General features: G+C 61.0%; 16 protein-coding genes, 1 tRNA gene and 2 rRNA genes. 9 read left to right on the top strand and 10 right to left on the bottom strand.

The features are described from left to right. The first annotated feature begins 34 nt into the window (after positions 1-34). Both LH365_RS02340 and LH365_RS02335 read left to right on the top strand, forming a co-directional pair. Positions 35-916: a class I SAM-dependent methyltransferase gene (locus tag LH365_RS02340; RefSeq protein ID WP_226744608.1), complete on the top strand. Its 882-nt coding sequence runs from the start codon at positions 35-37 to the stop codon at positions 914-916. Between the two features lie 94 nt (positions 917-1,010). Beyond that, entirely contained in the window at positions 1,011-1,322 is a 312-nt protein-coding gene (locus LH365_RS02335; protein WP_226744607.1) for a hypothetical protein, read from the top strand. Between the two features lie 37 nt (positions 1,323-1,359). On the opposite strand, the gene mutT is transcribed toward LH365_RS02335, so the two are convergent. The 3 genes from mutT to LH365_RS02320 form a co-directional block, all read right to left on the bottom strand. Beyond that, positions 1,360-1,758 carry an 8-oxo-dGTP diphosphatase MutT gene (gene mutT / locus LH365_RS02330; protein ID WP_226744606.1) on the bottom strand — a complete coding sequence of 133 codons (399 nt, stop codon included), beginning with the start codon at positions 1,756-1,758 and terminating at the stop codon, positions 1,360-1,362. Between the two features lie 301 nt (positions 1,759-2,059). Continuing rightward, on the bottom strand, positions 2,060-3,514 hold the full coding sequence (gene argJ / locus LH365_RS02325; RefSeq protein WP_226744605.1) for a bifunctional glutamate N-acetyltransferase/amino-acid acetyltransferase ArgJ: 1,455 nt from the start codon (positions 3,512-3,514) through the stop codon (positions 2,060-2,062). 160 nt (positions 3,515-3,674) lie between these two features. Beyond that, positions 3,675-4,679 carry a peptidyl-prolyl cis-trans isomerase gene (locus tag LH365_RS02320; RefSeq protein ID WP_226744604.1) on the bottom strand — a complete coding sequence of 335 codons (1,005 nt, stop codon included), beginning with the start codon at positions 4,677-4,679 and terminating at the stop codon, positions 3,675-3,677. Between the two features lie 207 nt (positions 4,680-4,886). Between LH365_RS02320 and secA the strand changes: the two genes are divergently transcribed. The 5 genes from secA to LH365_RS02295 all read left to right on the top strand — a co-directional run bounded on the left by secA (position 4,887) and on the right by LH365_RS02295 (position 10,039). Beyond that, positions 4,887-7,727 (top strand): preprotein translocase subunit SecA, encoded by a 2,841-nt coding sequence (gene secA, locus LH365_RS02315; RefSeq protein WP_226744603.1) that lies wholly within the window; start codon positions 4,887-4,889, stop codon positions 7,725-7,727. Positions 7,728-7,950: 223 nt separating this feature from the next. Further along, positions 7,951-8,610, top strand: a complete 660-nt coding sequence (locus LH365_RS02310; protein WP_226744602.1) for a hypothetical protein — start codon at positions 7,951-7,953, stop codon at positions 8,608-8,610. Between the two features lie 39 nt (positions 8,611-8,649). Beyond that, positions 8,650-9,444: a hypothetical protein gene (locus LH365_RS02305; protein WP_226744601.1), complete on the top strand. Its 795-nt coding sequence runs from the start codon at positions 8,650-8,652 to the stop codon at positions 9,442-9,444. Continuing rightward, positions 9,441-9,599 (top strand): hypothetical protein, encoded by a 159-nt coding sequence (locus LH365_RS02300; protein WP_226744600.1) that lies wholly within the window; start codon positions 9,441-9,443, stop codon positions 9,597-9,599. The genes LH365_RS02305 and LH365_RS02300 overlap by 4 nt, the downstream gene beginning before the upstream one ends. Before the next feature lie 254 nt (positions 9,600-9,853). After that, entirely contained in the window at positions 9,854-10,039 is a 186-nt protein-coding gene (locus LH365_RS02295; RefSeq protein ID WP_226744599.1) for a hypothetical protein, read from the top strand. Between the two features lie 257 nt (positions 10,040-10,296). Here the strand turns inward: LH365_RS02295 and LH365_RS02290 are convergent, their stop codons facing one another. The 4 genes from LH365_RS02290 to LH365_RS02275 are packed head-to-tail and all read right to left on the bottom strand — an operon-like array spanning position 10,297 to position 13,302. Continuing rightward, positions 10,297-11,016 (bottom strand): 1-acyl-sn-glycerol-3-phosphate acyltransferase, encoded by a 720-nt coding sequence (locus LH365_RS02290; protein ID WP_226744598.1) that lies wholly within the window; start codon positions 11,014-11,016, stop codon positions 10,297-10,299. Continuing rightward, positions 11,013-11,666 carry a YdcF family protein gene (locus LH365_RS02285; RefSeq protein ID WP_226744597.1) on the bottom strand — a complete coding sequence of 218 codons (654 nt, stop codon included), beginning with the start codon at positions 11,664-11,666 and terminating at the stop codon, positions 11,013-11,015. The genes LH365_RS02290 and LH365_RS02285 overlap by 4 nt, the downstream gene beginning before the upstream one ends. Then, on the bottom strand, positions 11,666-12,544 hold the full coding sequence (locus tag LH365_RS02280; RefSeq protein ID WP_226744596.1) for an ABC transporter permease: 879 nt from the start codon (positions 12,542-12,544) through the stop codon (positions 11,666-11,668). Before LH365_RS02280 ends, LH365_RS02285 begins: the two co-directional genes overlap by 1 nt. Next, a complete protein-coding gene (locus LH365_RS02275) occupies positions 12,541-13,302 on the bottom strand; it encodes a cell division ATP-binding protein FtsE (RefSeq protein WP_226744595.1) in 762 nt (253 codons plus the stop codon). Before LH365_RS02275 ends, LH365_RS02280 begins: the two co-directional genes overlap by 4 nt. Before the next feature lie 98 nt (positions 13,303-13,400). Between LH365_RS02275 and LH365_RS02270 the strand changes: the two genes are divergently transcribed. Then, on the top strand, positions 13,401-14,366 hold the full coding sequence (locus LH365_RS02270) for an MJ0042-type zinc finger domain-containing protein (protein ID WP_226744594.1): 966 nt from the start codon (positions 13,401-13,403) through the stop codon (positions 14,364-14,366). 15 nt (positions 14,367-14,381) lie between these two features. Further along, on the top strand, positions 14,382-14,891 hold the full coding sequence (locus LH365_RS02265) for a phosphoribosyltransferase (RefSeq protein WP_226744593.1): 510 nt from the start codon (positions 14,382-14,384) through the stop codon (positions 14,889-14,891). A gap of 298 nt (positions 14,892-15,189) precedes the next feature. Here the strand turns inward: LH365_RS02265 and LH365_RS02260 are convergent. From LH365_RS02260 to LH365_RS02250, 3 genes are all read right to left on the bottom strand, one after another. Then, a tRNA-Met gene (locus LH365_RS02260) sits at positions 15,190-15,266 on the bottom strand. A 111-nt stretch (positions 15,267-15,377) separates the two neighbouring features. Continuing rightward, positions 15,378-15,492 (bottom strand): 5S ribosomal RNA (gene rrf, locus LH365_RS02255). Between the two features lie 74 nt (positions 15,493-15,566). Continuing rightward, positions 15,567-18,444: ribosomal RNA gene (locus LH365_RS02250) — 23S ribosomal RNA — on the bottom strand. Positions 18,445-18,492 lie beyond the last annotated feature (48 nt).

Here is an 18,492-nt window from a genome sequence, read left to right as displayed (position 1 = left end):
TCACACTTTTCGGGATGCGCTATATCTGCACCGCATGACAACACCGCGCCTCTTCGATCGTCAACTGCTGCGCCGCCGTCTCGACCGCATGGCGGGCGATTTTACGACGGCCAACTTCCTCAAACGCCGCAGCGTCGAGGACATGCTCGATACGCTGGCCGCCATCAATCGCCGCTTCGAGGTGGCGCTGGAGATCGGCCGACGCGACGGCAGCTTTGCGGAGCTATTGGCCGAAATGCCGGATGTGGCGGCCAAGATCGGTTATCTGATCGAGAGCGACCTGTCGGCAAAGCACCACCCCGCCGTCGTGCTGGACGAAGAGGCCCTGCCCTTTGGCGACGAGACGCTCGATCTGGTGGTGTCGTCTCTGGCTTTTCACACCACCAACGACCTGCCCGGCGTGCTGGTGCAGTTGCGCCGTGCCCTGCGGCCCGACGGCCTGCTGATCGCCTCGCAATTCGGCGGCGAAACGTTGCGCGAATTGCGCACGGTGCTGATGGAGGCCGAACTGGAAATTCGCGGCGGCACCGGCGCCCGCATCGCACCGTTTGCCGAAGGGCCGGACTGCGTGGACCTGTTGCGCCGCGCCGGGTTCAACATGCCGGTGGTCGATACGGACAAGGTGGTGGTCAGCTACGCCCACCCGCTCAACCTGCTGCGCGATCTGCGGGCGATGGGGGAAACCAATATCCTGTTTGACCGCCCGCGCAAGGGGCTGAGCCGCGCCATTCTCAGCCGGGCGTTTGAACTTTACGCCGAACGCTATCCGCACCCGGAAGGCGGCGTGCGCGCCACGTTCGAGATCATCACCCTGTCCGGCTGGACCCCGCATGAAAGCCAGCAAAAGCCACTGCGTCCAGGCTCCGCCAAGGTGCGTCTGGCCGATGTGCTGGGGGTGAAGGAAGGGAAGCTATAATTCACAACGGCGTTATACCGCATAGAAGTCAATTGACTCACAGCCCAATTCCCCAAAAATAAACGAGCCATTAACTTTAATTCGAGGGGATATCATGGCCGGTAAAAACGGCGTTACGAAGACGGCGGTCGGAGCGGGTGTTGGCCTTGCCTCTGGCGTCATAACAAAGCATGCTAGCAAATCAGGACCACTCGCTGTTCAGGTTGGTTCTGCCGTGGGCGCAACTCTTGCAACAGGCGGCACAATTGGTACGGCGGCTACGGCAGGTATCGGCATTGTTGCGGCGAAAGCCACTGTGATAGGCGCCGCAACAGTAGCAGGTGCGGCAGCAGCAGCCCCCTTCCTTGCGGGTGCTGCCATAGTCGGCGGAGCCGTATGGGGCATCAGCAAGTTACTTAAAAATTAATCGACTTATCGGGGCCACGACACAATGTCGTAGCCTTTCAAATAAAATCGTTCAGATACGCCACCAACGGCAAGTCCGCCGGCGGCATCGGATAGTCGCGCATGTCCTTAGGCCGTACCCATTTTAGCGCGGTGTGCTCCTTCGCCTGCGGCGTGCCTTCCCAGCGGCGGATCAGGTACAACGGCATCAGCAGGTGAAACGTCTCATAGGTATGCGAGGCGAAGACGAACGGGGCCAGACAGGCGGCCTTGGTCGTGATGCCCAGCTCTTCCTCAAGCTCACGGATCAGCGCCGCTTCGGGGGTTTCGCCGGGCTCGACCTTGCCGCCGGGAAACTCCCACTGCCCGGCCAGCGACTTGCCCTCCGGGCGCTGGGCGATCAGCACCCGCCCGTCATTGTCGATCAGAGCCGCCGCGACGACGAGTACGGTTTTCATGCCACATCCTTGAGATAAGAAACCCCACCACTACATCTCACCGCCTTTGGCGGCTCGTGCGGTCCCCCTCCCCGGCATAGCCAGGGAGGTATGTTTGTCGCATAAGCGTCAGTCTTGAGTCGAGGGCTAGAGCGAGATGATTTAAAGTGGAAACATCATCTCGCTCTAAGTTTTTGAGTGGTCGCGCAATTTTTCCGAAAAGGGGTGCCCACTTTATCGGATTGCGCTCTAGCCGGCTAGCGGCGGCTGCATATGAATACAGCCGAGCGACGACTGCGACGCCATCGGCCAAGACTGGCGCTTACGACCGATAATCGCCGTTGATGCTGATATAGCCGTGCGTCAGGTCGCAGGTATAGACGTGCGCCGAACCTCGACCGACGCCGACATCGACGCTGATCTCCAGCTCTTCGTTCTTCATATAGGCGCTCATCGCCGCCTCGTTATAGGTCAGCGACACCGCCCCGTTTTCGGCCGCCACGAGGTCGCCGAAGCGGATGGCGATATGGTCGCGGTCCACCTCTTCCTCGGTCTTGCCGACGGCCATGACGATGCGGCCCCAGTTGGCGTCTTCACCGGCCCAGGCGGTCTTGCACAGCGGGCTTTCGGCGATCGACTTGGCAATCTTGCGCGCAGACGCGGGCGACGAAGCCCCCGTAACCGTGACCTTGACGAACTTGGTCGCGCCTTCGCCGTCGCGGATAAGCTGGGTCGCCAGAGAATGCATAACTTTCTCCAGCTTGTCGCGGAAGTCGGCCAGACGCCTGTCGCCCGCGCGGCTGATCTTCGGTGCGCCCGCGGCCCCGGTGGCGAACAGCAGCGCCGTGTCGTTGGTCGAGGTGTCGCCGTCCACCGTCACGCTGTTGAAGGTCGTGCGCGTATAGAGGCCGAGCAGACTTTGCAGCACGCCCGCGCTCAGGGTGGCGTCGGTGACGATGAAGGCCAGCATGGTCGCCATGTCCGGCGCGATCATGCCCGAACCCTTGGCGATGCCGGCGATCCTGACCTCCACCCCGTCAATTTGCGCGGTTTCGTACGCGCCCTTGGGGAAGGTGTCGGTGGTCATGATGGCCTGCGCCGCCGCGTGCCAGGCGTCGGCCTTGAACGACTCCTCGATCAGCGGCAATTGCGCGGCGATCTTGGAATCGTCCAGCACCACGCCGATGACGCCGGTCGAAGCCAGCAGGATGTCGCGTTGGCGGCAATCGAGCCGGCGTGACAGGGCAGCGGCAGTGCGGCGGGCGGCGTCGGCCCCCAGCTTGCCCGTAAAGGCGTTGGCGCAGCCGGCATTGACGACCAGCGCGCGGATTTCGTTGCCTTCATTGGCCGCCAGTTGCTTCTTGCACCAGTCGACCGGCGCCGAACCGATGGTGTGGCGCGTAAAGACGCCCGCCGCCGTCGTGCCTTCGGCGAACGTCATCACCAGCAGGTCGGGCCGTGCGTGCTTATAGAAACCGGCCTGAGCGATGGCGATCTCGACGCCCGGCACCGGCGGCATGGGCGGCAGATCGACGGCCAGCGGCGAGACGGCCAGACCCGGCTTGCCCGTGGCCGGCTTCACGGCTTCGGCGGCAGGAGCCGGAGCAGCGGAGGTGTGGACGCCGACCAGTTCGGCCCCGGTCTGAACGGCTTTTTTCAGCACGCTGGCCAAAGGATCGAGCGCCGCACCGAGCGGACTCGACGAGGTACGTTCCTGGCTGGACGCCGCGACAGGGGTGTCGGTGGTTTTGCCGGTCGAGGAAGGCGGCTTGCTCATGGCGCGCGGCTCCAGTCAAAAGGAACAAAAGGCGCGGCTTAGCCTCAAATCATGACGCTGTGAAGACTTTTGTATGGGGCGCGTGCGGAATGGTCCCTCCCCCCCTTCGTGGTCTGGCACCGGCCACCCGGCCCTCTCCCGCTCCGCAGGGGAGGAGAGATTACTTCTTAGCCGCCGACCGCGAAGACGAAGACGATGCCGAAGCGTCGGCGCTTTCCGGCCCTTCGCCCACGCCGTCGCCCGATGAACTGTCGCTGGCGCTGGCCCCCACGGCGCCGGCCGGAGCCGAAGCCGGTTCGCGGTCCTCGTTGCTGTTGAGCCCCTTGACCAGAAACTCGACCCGCGCGCCGTCGCGCAACCCTTCGAGCAGACCGCGCACCTGTTCCAGCTTGAGCGCCGAAACGATGCCCGGACGCGCCTCCTCGATCGTCATCGGCTGTTCCGGGCGGCGTTCCTCGACCTTGAACACGGCCCAGCCGCCGTCGATCTGCACCGGCCCGGCGATCTGACCCGGCCTGGCGGCCATCAGCGTGGCGCGGTAGCTTTCGGGGATGACGTCGGTGGTGAAATAGCCCATGTCGCCGCCGTTGAAGCGCGTCGCCTGATCGACGGAGCGTTCCATGGCCATGGCTTCGAACAGGCTGCCGCCCTGAAGCTGACGCACGACGTTCTCGGCTTCGGGCCGCGTCTTGACGAGGATCAGCCGGGCGCGGATCTCCTCCGATTTCTGGGCCAGCTTGACCTGCTCGTCGTAGAGATCCTTGACCTTCTTGTCGTCGATGGCGGCGTCGACGCTCGATTCCAGCAGCATGTGCCCCAGAATGTCCTCGCGCGCCGCCGCGATGCGCCGCTGCGCCAGCTCGGTGCGGTCGATGCCCTTTTTCAGGGCCGCCTGCGCCAGAAGCTTCTGGTCGATGACCTCTTCGAGCGTGCGGCGGAACAGCGGAGAGGCCAGATCGAAGGGCTCGCCATCGCCGATCAGCCCCTGCTGGATGGCTTCGTAGCGTACGTCCGACGCCCAGATGGTATGGCCGTCGATGCGGGCCACGGCGACGTCGCCGGGCTCCGGCGGACGCTCGTCCAGCGTCGGCTTGTCACAGGCCGCCACGGTCAAGGTCAAGACCGCCACCACGGCCAACTGCCTGAACTTCGTCCAACGCCCCATACTGATCTTATCCCCGATAATCGTCAGCCCAAGCTTACATTGACAGACCGCAAGCGCAAGCTTAAGTCAGTCCGCGCGCTTGAAAAGCGCCGGCTCACGCCTATTTGCCCTATTACGCCTTAACCGTGACACCTTGATATTCGCTAAACAGGTGAATGGGGCGCGGCGGACAGGACAAAAAACAGAAATCTTATTGTCGGGTATCTCATGCTGGCTTTCGCCAAATCTCTGTTCGGCTCCGCTAATGAGCGCAAGGTGAAATCGATGAACGGGCGTATCGCCCGCATCAATGCGCTGGAACCCAGAATGATGGCGATGAGCGATGAGGAACTGGCCCACCAGACCGTCCTCTTCCGCGAACGCATTGCCAATGGCGCGTCCCTCGATTCGCTGCTCGACGAAGCCTTCGCCACGGTGCGCGAAGCCGCCCGCCGCTCGATCGGTCAGCGCCACTACGACGTTCAGCTCACCGGCGGCCTGATCCTGCATCAGGGCGGTATCGCCGAAATGCGCACCGGCGAAGGCAAGACGCTGGTCGGCACGGCTCCTGTCTATCTCAACGCGCTGTCGGGCAAGGGCGTGCACCTGATCACGGTGAACGACTATCTGGCCAAGCGCGACGCCGACTTCATGGGCCGCGTCTATCGCTTTCTGGGCCTGTCCACCGGCGTCATCGTCTCCGGCATGTCGCCCGGCGCGCGCAAGGCCGCCTATGGGTCGGACGTGACCTACGGCACCAATAACGAATTCGGCTTCGACTATCTGCGCGACAACCTCGTCTATAACCGTGAGGAAATGGTTCAGCGCGGCCACCACTTCGCCATCGTCGACGAAGTCGACTCGATCCTCATCGACGAAGCCCGCACCCCGCTGATCATCTCCGGTCCGACTGAAGACCGCTCCGAGCTGTACAAGGTGCTGGACGCGCTGATCAAGGAACTGATCCGGGACGCCGACACCTTCGAACTGGACGAGAAGCAGCGTCAGGTGCTGCTGTCGGAAGCCGGTTCCGAGCGCCTCGAAGAAATGCTGACGGCGGGCGGACATCTGGCCGAAGACACGACGGGCCTCTACGACGCCGCTAACGTCTCGCTGGTTCACCACGCCAATCAGGCTCTGCGCGCCAACACCCTCTACACCATCAATAAGGACTATATCGTCAAGGACGGCGAGATCGTCCTGATCGACGAGTTCACCGGCCGCATGATGCAGGGCCGCCGCCTGTCGGAAGGCCTGCACCAGGCCATCGAAGCCAAGGAAGCCGTGGCCATCCAGCCGGAAAACCAGACCCTGGCCTCGGTGACCATCCAGAACTATTTCCGCATGTACGAAAAGCTGTCGGGCATGACCGGCACGGCGGCGACCGAAGCCGCGGAATTCGGCGATATCTACAAGATGGACGTGCTCGAAGTCCCGACGCACCGCCCTATCAAGCGCATCGACTACGACGACGAGGTCTACCGCACCGAAAAGGAAAAGTTCAAGGCCATCGCCGATCAGGTCGCCGACTGCTATGTGCGCGGTCAACCGATCCTCGTCGGCACCGCCTCGATCGAAAAGTCGGACGCCCTGTCGGAATATCTGAAGGACTACGCCTACGACGTCGAGACCCGCGCGGTTAAGGCTGAATATGCAAAGCTCGACAGGAAGGAACTGGCGAAGCTGGGCGACGCCGCCTACGACGTCGTGACCGGCAAGGGCAAGGGCATCCCGCACAATGTGCTGAACGCCCGTCACCACGAAAACGAAGCCTTCATCATCGCCGACGCCGGCGTGCCGGGCGCCGTGACCATCGCTACCAACATGGCCGGCCGCGGCACCGACATCCAGCTCGGCGGTAACGTCGACATGCGCGTGCAGAAGTGGATCGACGAACAGGCTCAGGCCGGCATCGAGGTCTCCAACGAGCAGATGCTGGCCAAGAAGGCCGAGGTCGAAGGGCAGATCGCCGACCTCAAGCAGAAGTCGCTGGCCGCGGGCGGTCTGTTCGTGCTCGGCACCGAACGCCACGAAAGCCGCCGTATCGACAACCAGCTCCGCGGCCGTACGGGCCGTCAGGGCGACCCCGGCACTTCAAAATTCTATTTGTCTTGTGAAGATGATTTGATGCGCATCTTCGCCGGCGACCGCCTCAACGCCATGATGAAGACGCTGGGCGTCGAAGAAGGCGAGGCCATCACGCACAAGCTGCTCAACTCGGCCATCGCCACCGCGCAAAAGCGCGTCGAGCAGCGCAACTACGAAATCCGCAAGAACCTGCTGAAGTACGACGACGTGGTCAACGACCAGCGCAAGGCCGTCTTCGAGCAGCGTCAGGAGTTCATGGACACCGAGGACCTCTCGGAAATCGTCTCCGAAATGCGCGAAGAGACCATCCGCGACCTCGTCGAGCGCCACCTGCCGCCCAAGGCCTATGCCGAGCAGTGGGACATTGTCGGCCTGCGCGAACAGTGCGAGCGCCTCCTGGGCCTCGACCTGCCGCTGGACGAGTGGGCCGCCGAGGAAGGCATCGCCAACGAGGAGATCGAAGAGCGTATCCAGACCATCGCCGCGCAGAAGATGGAGGAACGCCTCCAGTTGCTCGGTCCGGACCAGATGAAGGCGCTGGAAAAGAACTTCCTGCTGCAGATGATCGACATGCAGTGGCGCGAGCACCTGATGCACCTCGACCACCTGCGCGCCGTCATCGGCCTGCGCGGCTACGGTCAGCGCGATCCGCTGAACGAATACAAGACGGAAGCCTTCGCCCTGTTCGAGACGCTGCTGGTCAATCTGCGCCACAACGTCACGCGCTGGCTGATGACCGTGGAAATCCGCTTCCAGGGCCAGCCCGCGCCGGAGCCGGTGCAGTTCGAGGAAATCCACCTCAACCCGCTGACCGGCGAAAACGAGCGCGCGCCGCAACTGAGCGACGACCTGACGCCGGAACAGCGCGAGGCCCTGCCGGTTTCGGCCCTGCCCGCCGGCTGGGAAGGCACGTCGCGCAACGGTCTGTGCCCCTGCGGTAGCGGCAAGAAGTTCAAGCACTGCCACGGCGCGCTGATTTAAGCCTCCCCCTCTCCCCGCGTGCGGGGAAAGGGTCGGGGTGAGGAGCAATTTTTCAGCGACTCTGCCCCTCATCCGGCCTCATTGCCTTCGTCCACCTTCTCCTCGTTTACGGGGAGAAGGAAGGACAGAGTTCTCTCTAAGAGATTCCGCCGTTGCCACCCGTCCGGGAATTGGTTAACGTCTGGTCTACCCGGCATGGTGTGCGGGTAGCTGGGGGTATCATATGGCGCGCTGGGGTATTCTGACGTCAGGACTCATGATCGCAGGCCTGTTGGCCGGGGGTCATGCTGGGGCGCAAACGACGACGGCTCAGCCGGTCGTGCCGCCCTCGCTGCAGGGCTCCTTCCTTACCCCCGAAGCGCCGCTGGCCCCGAAGATCGAGATCGATCCGGCCCTGATCGGCATGACCCCGCGCATCGAAGGCACGGCCGCCGCGACCGTATCGCCGGAAGACAAGGCCGCCGCCGCGCGCAAGACCCGCCGCGTCGCTCTGTACAAGCAACTGATGGAAGCCAACGGCACGTCGAAAAATGTACGCCTGATCCTGGCCAACACCAAGGCCGCCGTGAAGATGGTCATTCTGGAGCGCAAGGGCGCGACAAACCTGTCCGCCGCCGACGAACTGAAGTTCAACCAGATCGCCGACCGCGTGCTCAAGGAAGCCGAAGTCAGCGTCATCGACCAGATCGCCGCCGCCCAGTCGGCCAGTTTCAGCGAAGAAGAAATCCTGACCCTGATCAGCGCCAATTCGGGTCCGGTCGCCGCGAAATATAACGCCAGCAAGTTCGCCAATCCCGAAGCCAATGCCCAGCAGATCCAGAGCTATATGGTCGAGGCCGTCGTGAAGATCATCAAGACGTTCAAGGAAGCCATTTCGGGCTAAACCGGTAATAGCGGGGCAATGGGTCATATGGGGGTTCGAGTGGTGTATCTGAAAAGCGTATTGGCAGGCTTGTGTCTGCTCGGTCTGGCGGCTCCGGCGGTGGCGCAGGAGCGTGAACCGGGTGCGCGCATCGCCGTCATGCCCAAGCCGCAGCAGAAGCGGATGAACCCGCCGCTGACCGCACCGGAAGCCCCGCCCGCGCCACAAGCCAAGCCATCCGCCCCGACGCCGGTAACGCCCCCCGCTGTCAAAACCACGTCGATGACCCCGCCACCTGCGCTCGGTCCGGCCAGGGTCAACGCCTCGCCCGTCGCTCAGCCCACCGGGGAGATCGCCCCGTCGATCGACATGATCGACACCCCGGCGCGCCCCGTCACCGTTGCCGCGCAGGATGTCGGCCCCGTCGGCCCGGCCCAGAGCAGCGGCGCCTATGGCGAGCGCGTCGAACTGGCCCGTCAGATGCTTGAGGTGGACGGCACCGAAGCCATCATCCGCCATTTCGTCGGCGAAGTGCACATGCGCCTGATTGTGGGTGAAGTGGGCAAATATATCGACTTCAACGGCCTGAGCGAAAGCGACCGCTACCGTCTGGCCACCATCGTCGCCACGGTCTCGACCGATCTGGGCGACAAGATCCTGCTGTTGACGGCGCGCGGCCACGCCCAGAATCTCAGCAAGGAAGAACTGCTCTATCTGGCGCGCGTCAACGACACCGACGCCCAGCGCAAGCTGACCCAGATGCGCATCGACGATACCGGTGAACTGGACAAGAATGCCGAACTGATCATGCAGATTTCCGCGCTGAAGATTGTCCAGGAATTCGAAAAACCGTGATCAAAACCCTCCTGACCAGCCCTGCCGGACGCGCCGTCCTGCTCAGCCTCGGCCTGCTGGCGCTGGCGGCCGCGCCCGCACTCCTGCTGCTGCCCGACGCGCCGGATGCGGTTTCGGACAAGGCCACGCCCGCGACGGTTCTGGCCCTCCGCTGATCGGTATCAATATACCGATGTTATTCTCCCTCTTGGCGAATCCTGAATTTGGGATACAGTATTTACCAATGGCCGGCATGCACCATCGGCCAGGCCGAAGCGAGTGACAGCGTCACTCGCTTCGGACGTTTGTTGTGTCGCAATATGATTGCCGAAAACCGCCTACACTTTTCGGCATATCGCTCTAAAAAGCGCCGCTCGAAACCGGGTTAAGGCGCGGTAAAATTGGGAAAAATCGCCAAGGGAGGCGTCCAATGAAACATCTGGGTAAGATCGCGATCGCCGCGATCGCTGCATCGTCGTTACTGGCCGGCAGCGTCTATGCGCAGGTCGATTGCAAAAAGAAGTGCAACGACGCCTATCAGGCCTGCCAGAAATCCGGCAAGGAAGAGACGAAATGCCTGGCGGCATGGGTCGAGTGCAAAAAGAAGTGCAAGTAGTCTAGATCATTATGTTTTCTTATGGAAACATAATGATCTGGATTTTGTTTACGCCCTCGCCGGGCGGTGGCTCCGCCACCTTGGCCGCCGCCGCAATGGCGGCTTGAGCGGAATGATTCCATCAGAAATCATTCCGCTCCAAAAGCCCAAAGAACAAACGATTGCCCCGGTTCTCCAACCGGGGCTTTTGCATTTAAAAGCGCCTGCCAAAAAGTGTGCAACGGTTTTTGGAAGCCATGCGCGACAGAGCTAAAAACTCAGCGCTTGCCGTTCTCGGCGATAAGCGCATTCGACGCCGCTTCGATGCGCGTCTTGATCTCGCTCATGAACTCGCCGCGCTTGAGACCCGCCGGCACCGGCGGCAGGAATTCAAAGACCACTGTGCCCGGCTTGCGCGTAATGCCGTGCGCCGGCCAGCACTGGCCCGAATTGGTGGCCAGCAGGTGGCAGGGCGTCTCCAGATCGCGATAGAGCGCCGCCACGCCGGGTTTATATTCCGGGTCGGCGCCGACCTCAGAGCGCGTGCCTTCGGCGAAGATCAGGATTTGACGGCCATGGGCCAGACGGTCGCGCGCATCGATCACCATGGCTTTCAGCGCCTTGGCGGCATCCGCACGCCGGATGGGTATCATCTTGGTGCGCCAGATATACCAGCCGAAAAACGGCAGATAGGTCAGCTCCTTCTTCAGCACGAAGCACGGGTTATCCAGCACGACGAAAGGTGCGATCGTGTCGAGCATACTCAGATGCTTGCCCGCGATCAGGGCCGCGCCCTCCGGACGATGTTCCAAACCGCGAAACTCGACCTTGACGCCGCAGATCAACCGCAAACCGAACAAAACCATCTGCGCCCAGAAGCGCACAGCCCGCATCGCCATACGGTCTGAAATGAAAATAAACGGCGTGCCCAGAACGCCGACCAGCACAATCAGGCCATAGAGCCAGACCATGAACACAACGGAACGCAAGAAATTCAAGACGCCGAACCTTCCGCCGAGGCCTCGCTGGCGCCGGCTGTCTGATCTTCTTTATGGTCGAAACGGCTGGTGACGCTGGTGAACAGGTCACGGGCCAGTATGGCCAGATATTTGGTGTATTCGACCACCAGCACGCGCGAACTGCGCCACGACTTCCACCAGGCGCGCGCGTCCAGCGTCGGCGTGGCCACCGGATAGGCGTGCAGCTTCACACCGGGCAAGGTGCCCTTGATCTCCAGTAGGCTGCGCGGCATGTGGTAATCGGAGGTGACGACGATCAGGTCGTCAAAGCCCTTGGCCTTCGCCCATTCGGCCACCTCATAGGCATTGCCGAGAGTCGTCTGCGCTTCGTAGCCGAGGTCGACGCAGCATTCGTAGAGTTTCTTTGAGCCTTCGGTGACCGGCAGAAGCTCTTCGCGCTTGACCTCGCGATTGACGCCGGAAATCAAGAGCCGCGCGCCCTTGCGACGCTCCAGCAGCCGCATACCTTCCTTGATGCGCATATCCGACGCCCCCGTCAGCACCACAATGGCGTCGGCGGCGTCTTCCGGCTCGGCGGCCGGCGTCGAATGGATCACGCGGTCGGCAAAGGCATAGAGCCCCGCCAGCCACAACCCAACGATCAGGAGCACGGCCACAAGGCGGCGCATCAGCTTTTCCCCAGCATCTTCAAGGTGACGATACGCGCCGTTCCCGCGGCAATCAAGGCGGCCAGCACCGGACACGGTAATAATACTAACAGGTCAAGCCACGAAAAGGGAAGAGCCAGCAGCAGGCTTTGTGACGAACCGGTCAGCTTGATCACAGCCATGACCAGAGCGGCCGCCACGCCGCCCAGCAAGCCCGACACCGCCGCCATCTGCGCGAAGCGGAACTGAAACCGCCCGGCGATGAACTGATCCGTCGCTCCACACAGGCTCAGCACCTCGACGATATTGGCGCGCGCCATCAGGCCCGCCCGCGTGGCGAAGCCGACGACCGCCGCCGCCGCCGACGCGATCAGCAGGAAGATACCCAGCGAAATCAGGCGGATGATCAGAGCCGAGGTCTCGATGTCCTGCAACCAGGTCGTATGATCGTCGATCGTGGCGTCGATCTCCTTTTCCGACAGGGCCTCGGACAGGGCCGTCACCTTGGCGGGTTTGGCCTCGTCCAGCCGCACCTCGACCAGATTGGGCAGGGGCAGGTCTTCGAGCACCGCGTCACCCAGCCACGGCTTGATCAGGGCCTTGGCCCGTTCGGGTTCGATGGCCGCGGCTTCGGTGACACCTGGCACTCCGGCCAGCACCTCGGCCGCGCGCGCGGCGGCGACCGAGCCGCTTTCCAGCCCTGTAGGCCGCACCTGCACCGTCACTTCGGCACGGATTTCGCGCGACCAGCCCGACGCCGCGCGGTTCGAGGCCAGCGCGATCAGGGCTGACAAGGCCGCCAGAAAGAACAGGACAGAAATGACGTAGTGCAGCGACACTTCGCGCGTGTCCTGATCGGGCAGCAAATCGCGGCGGCGCAGGCGTTTCCCGGCGGTCATGGGGCCACCTTCACCGTCTGGGTCAGGTCGCGCCTGAACAACCGCCCGTCGCGCAGTTCCAGCACCGGCATGCCCGACGCGCGGATCAGCGCTTCATCGTGGGTGGCGATCAGCACGGTCGCCCCCAAACGGTTCAATTCGATGAACAGCCGCATGATGCGCAGGCCCATGGCGTGATCGATATTGCCGGTCGGCTCGTCGGCCAGAATCAGGGTCGGCCGGTTGATCACAGCGCGCGCAATAGCCAGTCGCTGCTTCTCCCCGCCCGACAGCACGTCGGGCATGGTGTGCAGACGGTTCTTCAGCCCGACCCAGGTCAGCAGTTCGATGACATCGGCTTCGAACCGGCGCGGGTCTTCGCCGCGCACGAACAGCGGCAGGGCGGCGTTATCGAACACATCGAGGTGGTCGAGCAGACGAAAATCCTGAAAGACAATGCCGATGCGCCGGCGCATCTCCGCCGTCTGCCTGCGGTCGGCATAGTTCAACCGCTCACCGAACAGACTGATGTCGCCCGCTGAGGGCTGCTGCGCCAGATAGATCATGCGCAACAGCGAGGTCTTGCCCGCCCCCGACGGCCCGGTCAGGAAATGAAAAGACCCCGACGGCAGCGCAAAGTTCAAATCTTTCAGTATGTAATGCTCAGGATCATGCCCCGTGTGCCCGGCGCCTTCATAGCCCAGACCGACGTCACGGAACACAACCACCTGGCTGTGATCCGGCTCGAAGAGATCGTCGTGTTCGGAGGTGATTACCACGGGTTCCCGTATCGCGTTTTGAGGTCTTGTTAATGCTTTTCGGCCAAAAAGGTTAAGCACCCGTTTGGTTAACGGGCCTTATGTAGCGATTCGTCCACATGCTTCTGACCTGTCCCAAGTGCGCGCTGAGTTACGCGATCGATGAGGCCCAATTGGGGCCTCAGGGCCGCACTGTGCGCTGCGCCTCGTGCAAGACCACCTGGCATGCCGAAAAGCCGGAAGATCCGATCGAGCTGCCGATCGAAAAGGCCGTGGAAAAACCTGCCACGGGCCTCAAGGAAGTCAAGGCGAAGAAGATTCCGTCGCTCTATCGCGACATGATCGAAAGTCAGAAACGCCATAAGGCGCTGATGGCGCAGGGCATCATCTGGGGCGCGCTGGCCGCGACCTTTGTCGTGATGCTGGGCACCGCCTTCCTGCTGCGCGTCGACCTCGTGCGCGCCTTCCCCCGCCTGAGCGGCGCCTATGCCGCTGTCGGCATACCGGTCAACGCCGCCGGGCTGGAAGTGCTGGACAGGAAGCTGGAAAACACCTTGCGCGGCGGCCAGTTCGTCGCCACCGTGACTCTTAAGGTCAAAAACATCCGCAACGAAGCCAATCCGGTGCCGCCCGTGCGCGTCACCCTGATGGACAAGCAGGCGCATCCGTTCGACACCACCCTCATTCCGCCTCTGGGTCTGACGCTCGAAGCCAACGAGACGCGCACCCTGACCTTCGACATTCCCGACCCCCAGAACCGCGTCAAGACCATCGACCTCGCCTTCGACATGCAGGCGATGAAGGACATGGCCCGCGTACGGCCGTCGCTACTCCACGGTTCGGGCGACGATGACGGCGGCGGCGGCGAAGAGGCCGCGCACGGTGGGGACTCTCAGGATGCGGTTGCTCCCGGTACGGAAGACAGCCACGGCGCTCCGGCCCATGATGCCGCACCGGCCGGCGATGCCGGTCACGGTACTGAAAACGCGCATGGAGACGCGACAACGGCGTCCGGTCATGCTACGGAAAAACCAGCCGAGCTGCGGCCCGCGCACGGCGCGCCCTCTGCCGAAGCTCATCACTAGAGTTACCGAGTTCACATGACCTACGACATTCTCCTGAGCGAGGCGGACATCGCCACGCGCATCGAAGCTATGGCCAAGGAGATGGCCCCGCGCCTGACCGAAGACACGGTAGGCATCTGCCTGCTGACCGGCGGCATCTGGTTCGCCGCCGACCTGACCCGCGCGCTGGCCCGTCAGGGTCTGGGCATCGGGTTCGATTCCATGTGGCTGTCGTCCTATGGCGACGGTCGCCAAAGCGGTGAAATGATCCTGCGCGCCGACCTGCAACGCCCGGTGAGCGGCAAGCAGGTTCTGATCATGGACGACGTGCTGGATACCGGTGCGTCGCTGAAGTTCGCGCGCGATCACCTGCTGCGCGCCGGCGCCACGGAGGTGCTCACCGCCGTGATGGCGTCGAAGCCGATCGAGCGCCAGATCGAAGCCGACTATGTAGGTTGGGAAGCCCCGAAACGTTATCTGGTCGGTTACGGCCTTGATGATGGTGGCCGTTTGCGCGGCCTGCCATTTATCGGTGCACTGGACTGAGTTTTCGCTGACCGTTGAACGTAAAAAGCCCGCCATTACAGGCGGGCTTTTTTTATTATGCGCGGCCAACATCGAGGCAAAAAAAAGCTGCCGCGGTAGTGCGCCGGGCGGTTGGTATATTTTGCGATCCGTTGGGTGCGGGAGCCAGATTTGGGTCGCTAATGCTCCCCGAACTTGCCGCACGGGGCGCGGCGGCGTTTGAACTGACATTTTAGCTTAGTCGTCAGTTCAAACGACCCTATCCGGGGTTTAAACACACAAAAGGCCTCCATCAGGAGGCCTTTTGTGTGTTTAAGGCTGGGTGCGGGAGCCAGATTTGAACTGACGACCTTCAGGTTATGAGCCTGACGAGCTACCGGGCTGCTCCATCCCGCGACACCTGGGATACCCGGAGGGTTTAGGCTCTGGGTAAGCAAAAGACCGGTCTTTGGTGGACCGGTCTTTGATGCGTAGAGTGAGTGAAGGGTTAGTGCTTGTGTTTGATAGACCTGGCGGCGACCTACTCTCCCGCGCCTTAAGACGAAGTACCATTGGCCCAGGCAGGCTTAACGACCGAGTTCGGAATGGGATCGGGTGGGGACCGGCCGGCATAGCCACCAGGTCAATCAAACACAAGTTAAGAGAAGACATTGTCGTTATGAACGCGCACGGTTTTCGGTGCGTTTATTTGAGGGAACGATCAAGCCGATCGGATTATTAGTACTGGTTAGCTTCACTCCTCACGGAGCTTCCACACCCAGCCTATCAACGTGGTCGTCTACCACGATCCTCAGCGAGACCTTGTTTTGAGGTTAGTTTCCCGCTTAGATGCTTTCAGCGGTTATCTATTCCATACTTAGCTACCCTGCTGCGCGGCTGGCGCCACGACAGGTCCACCAGAGGTATGTCCATCCCGGTCCTCTCGTACTAGGGACAGATCCTCTCAAGTCTCGAACACCCACGGCAGATAGGGACCAAACTGTCTCACGACGTTCTGAACCCAGCTCACGTACCACTTTAAATGGCGAACAGCCATACCCTTGGGACCTGCTCCAGCCCCAGGATGTGATGAGCCGACATCGAGGTGCCAAACTTTGCCGTCGATATGGACTCTTGGGCAAAATCAGCCTGTTATCCCTAGAGTACCTTTTATCCGTTGAGCGATGGCCCTTCCACGCAGGACCACCGGATCACTATGGCCGACTTTCGTCTCTGCTCGACTTGTCAGTCTCGCAGTCAGGCGGGCTTATGCCATTGCACTCATCGAACGATTTCCGACCGTTCTGAGCCCACCATCGCGCGCCTCCGTTACACTTTGGGAGGCGACCGCCCCAGTCAAACTACCCACCACGCCATGTCCCGGACCCGGATAGACGGGCCGCGGTTAGACGCCAACAGCAATAAGGGTGGTATTTCAAGGATGGCTCCACAAGGACTGGCGCCCCTGCTTCATAGCCTCCCACCTATCCTACACATGTTGCTGCTAACGCCAAGGCGAAGCTATAGTAAAGGTTCATAGGGTCTTTCCGTCTGACCGCGGGAACCCCGCATCTTCACGGGGAATTCAATTTCGCTGAGCCTATGCTGGAGACAGTGGGGAAGTCGTTACGCCATTCGTGCAGGTCGGAACTTACCCGACAAGGAATTTCGCTACCTTAGGACCGTTATAGTTACGGCCGCCGTTTACCGGGGCTTCAATTCGGAGCTTGCACCCCTCCTTTTAACCTTCCGGCACCGGGCAGGCGTCAGACCCTATACGTCGCTTTACAGCTTCGCAGAGCCCTGTGTTTTTGATAAACAGTCGCTACCCCCTGGCTTGTGCCACTCAGTCCTGCTTGCGCAAGGTGAGTCACGCTTATCCCGAAGTTACGCGTGTAATTTGCCGAGTTCCTTCAGCATAGTTCTCTCAAGCGCCTTGGTATGCTCTACCTGACCACCTGTGTCGGTTTCGGGTACAGTCTATGTATGAGTTATTTCCAGGGACAACTTCGCTGCATGCACAATCCAATAAGCACATACAACTTACGCCATCCGTCACTTCATACTGGCTCCGGAATATTCACCGGATTCCCATCGACTACGCCTTTCGGCCTCGCCTTAGGGGCTGGCTAACCCTGCGCAGATTAGCTTTACGCAGGAACCCTTGGTCTTTCGGCGAGAGTGTCTCTCACACTCTTTATCGCTACTCATGTCAGCATTCTCACTTCCGATACCTCCAGCCAACCTCACGATTGACCTTCTCAGGCTTACGGAACGCTCCGCTACCGCTCACTTACGTGAACCCATATCTTCGGCGTATGGCTTGAGCCCCGTTACATTTTCCGCGCAGGATCGCTTGATCAGTGAGCTGTTACGCTTTCTTTAAAGGATGGCTGCTTCTAAGCCAACCTCCTGATTGTCAATGCAATCCCACATCGTTTCCCACTTAGCCATAACTTGGGGGCCTTAGATGATGGTTAGGGTTGTTTCCCTTTTCACGACGGACGTTAGCACCCGCCGTGTGTCTGCCCGATAGTGCTCTTGGGTATTCGGAGTTTGGTTAGTATTGGTACAGCTCGCGCCGCCCGCAACCATCCAGTGCTCTACCCCCCAAGGCATTCGTCGGACGCTCTACCTAAATAGATTTCGCGGAGAACCAGCTATGTCCAGGTTTGATTGGCCTTTCACCCCTATCCACAAGTCATCCCAGAATTTTTCAACATTCACGGGTTCGGACCTCCAGTACATGTTACTGTACCTTCATCCTGCTCATGGATAGATCACCTGGTTTCGGGTCGTCATGCGACGAACTTAACGCTCTATTCAAACTCGCTTTCGCTACGCCTACACCTATCGGCTTAAGCTTGCTCGGCACATGAAGTCGCTGACCCATTATACAAAAGGTACGCCGTCACCCCGCTTGGGGGCTCCGACTGCTTGTAGGCTTCCAATTTCAGGTTCTGTTTCACTCCCCTTGTCGGGGTGCTTTTCACCTTTCCCTCACGGTACTTGTTCACTATCGGTCGTAGAGGAGTACTTAGGCTTGGAGGGTGGTCCCCCCATATTCAGACAGGATTTCACGTGTCCCGCCCTACTCGAGGATCTTGCTAGTTGACGCCTACGGGACTATCACCCGCTATGGTCAGCTTTTCCAAGCTGTTCGGCTTTATATCACAAGATCACTGGCCTGGTCCGATTTCGCTCGCCACTACTTTCGGAGTCTCGGTTGATGTCCTTTCCTCCGGGTACTGAGATGTTTCAGTTCCCCGGGTTCGCTTAATAACCCTATGTATTCAGGTTACTATACCTTATGAGCTCCGCTCATTTTAAGTCGTCGCGCAAGCGCGACAAAGAACCTCGCATAAGCTCGGGCGGCCGGTCGGCCTTGCCTCACCCCAAGGGGCTCGGAAAACCGCGACCATCCAACATCTACGAGTCCAACTTAAAATGAACAGAACACAAAGGTGGGTTTCCCCATTCAGAAATAGCCGGATCAAAGGGTGCTAGCGCCTCCCCGGCTCTTATCGCAGCTTGCCACGTCTTTCATCGCCTCTCTACGCCAAGGCATCCGTTAGAAGCCCTTCAACGCTTGATCGTTCTCTCAACTAAACGCACCGACGACATCCGTCGTTGGCCGCGTTCG

The sequence above is a fragment of the Asticcacaulis sp. AND118 genome (assembly GCF_020535245.1).
GTDB lineage: Bacteria > Pseudomonadota > Alphaproteobacteria > Caulobacterales > Caulobacteraceae > Asticcacaulis.
Note: the sequence above shows the minus strand (reverse complement) of the source record. Positions and strands in the feature narration are given on the sequence as shown.

What these genes read in the sequence shown, in the direction of transcription:
- secA (WP_226744603.1), top strand. Translation starts at nt 4,887, where the DNA reads ATGCTGGCTTTCGCCAAATCTCTGTTCGGCTCCGCTAATGAGCGCAAG.
- LH365_RS02270 (WP_226744594.1), top strand. Translation starts at nt 13,401, where the DNA reads ATGCTTCTGACCTGTCCCAAGTGCGCGCTGAGTTACGCGATCGATGAG.
- LH365_RS02265 (WP_226744593.1), top strand. Translation starts at nt 14,382, where the DNA reads ATGACCTACGACATTCTCCTGAGCGAGGCGGACATCGCCACGCGCATC.
- LH365_RS02280 (WP_226744596.1), bottom strand. Translation starts at nt 12,544, where the DNA reads ATGACCGCCGGGAAACGCCTGCGCCGCCGCGATTTGCTGCCCGATCAG.
- mutT (WP_226744606.1), bottom strand. Translation starts at nt 1,758, where the DNA reads ATGAAAACCGTACTCGTCGTCGCGGCGGCTCTGATCGACAATGACGGG.
- LH365_RS02335 (WP_226744607.1), top strand. Translation starts at nt 1,011, where the DNA reads ATGGCCGGTAAAAACGGCGTTACGAAGACGGCGGTCGGAGCGGGTGTT.
- argJ (WP_226744605.1), bottom strand. Translation starts at nt 3,514, where the DNA reads ATGAGCAAGCCGCCTTCCTCGACCGGCAAAACCACCGACACCCCTGTC.
- LH365_RS02295 (WP_226744599.1), top strand. Translation starts at nt 9,854, where the DNA reads ATGAAACATCTGGGTAAGATCGCGATCGCCGCGATCGCTGCATCGTCG.
- LH365_RS02340 (WP_226744608.1), top strand. Translation starts at nt 35, where the DNA reads ATGACAACACCGCGCCTCTTCGATCGTCAACTGCTGCGCCGCCGTCTC.
- LH365_RS02285 (WP_226744597.1), bottom strand. Translation starts at nt 11,666, where the DNA reads ATGCGCCGCCTTGTGGCCGTGCTCCTGATCGTTGGGTTGTGGCTGGCG.
- LH365_RS02320 (WP_226744604.1), bottom strand. Translation starts at nt 4,679, where the DNA reads ATGGGGCGTTGGACGAAGTTCAGGCAGTTGGCCGTGGTGGCGGTCTTG.
- LH365_RS02310 (WP_226744602.1), top strand. Translation starts at nt 7,951, where the DNA reads ATGGCGCGCTGGGGTATTCTGACGTCAGGACTCATGATCGCAGGCCTG.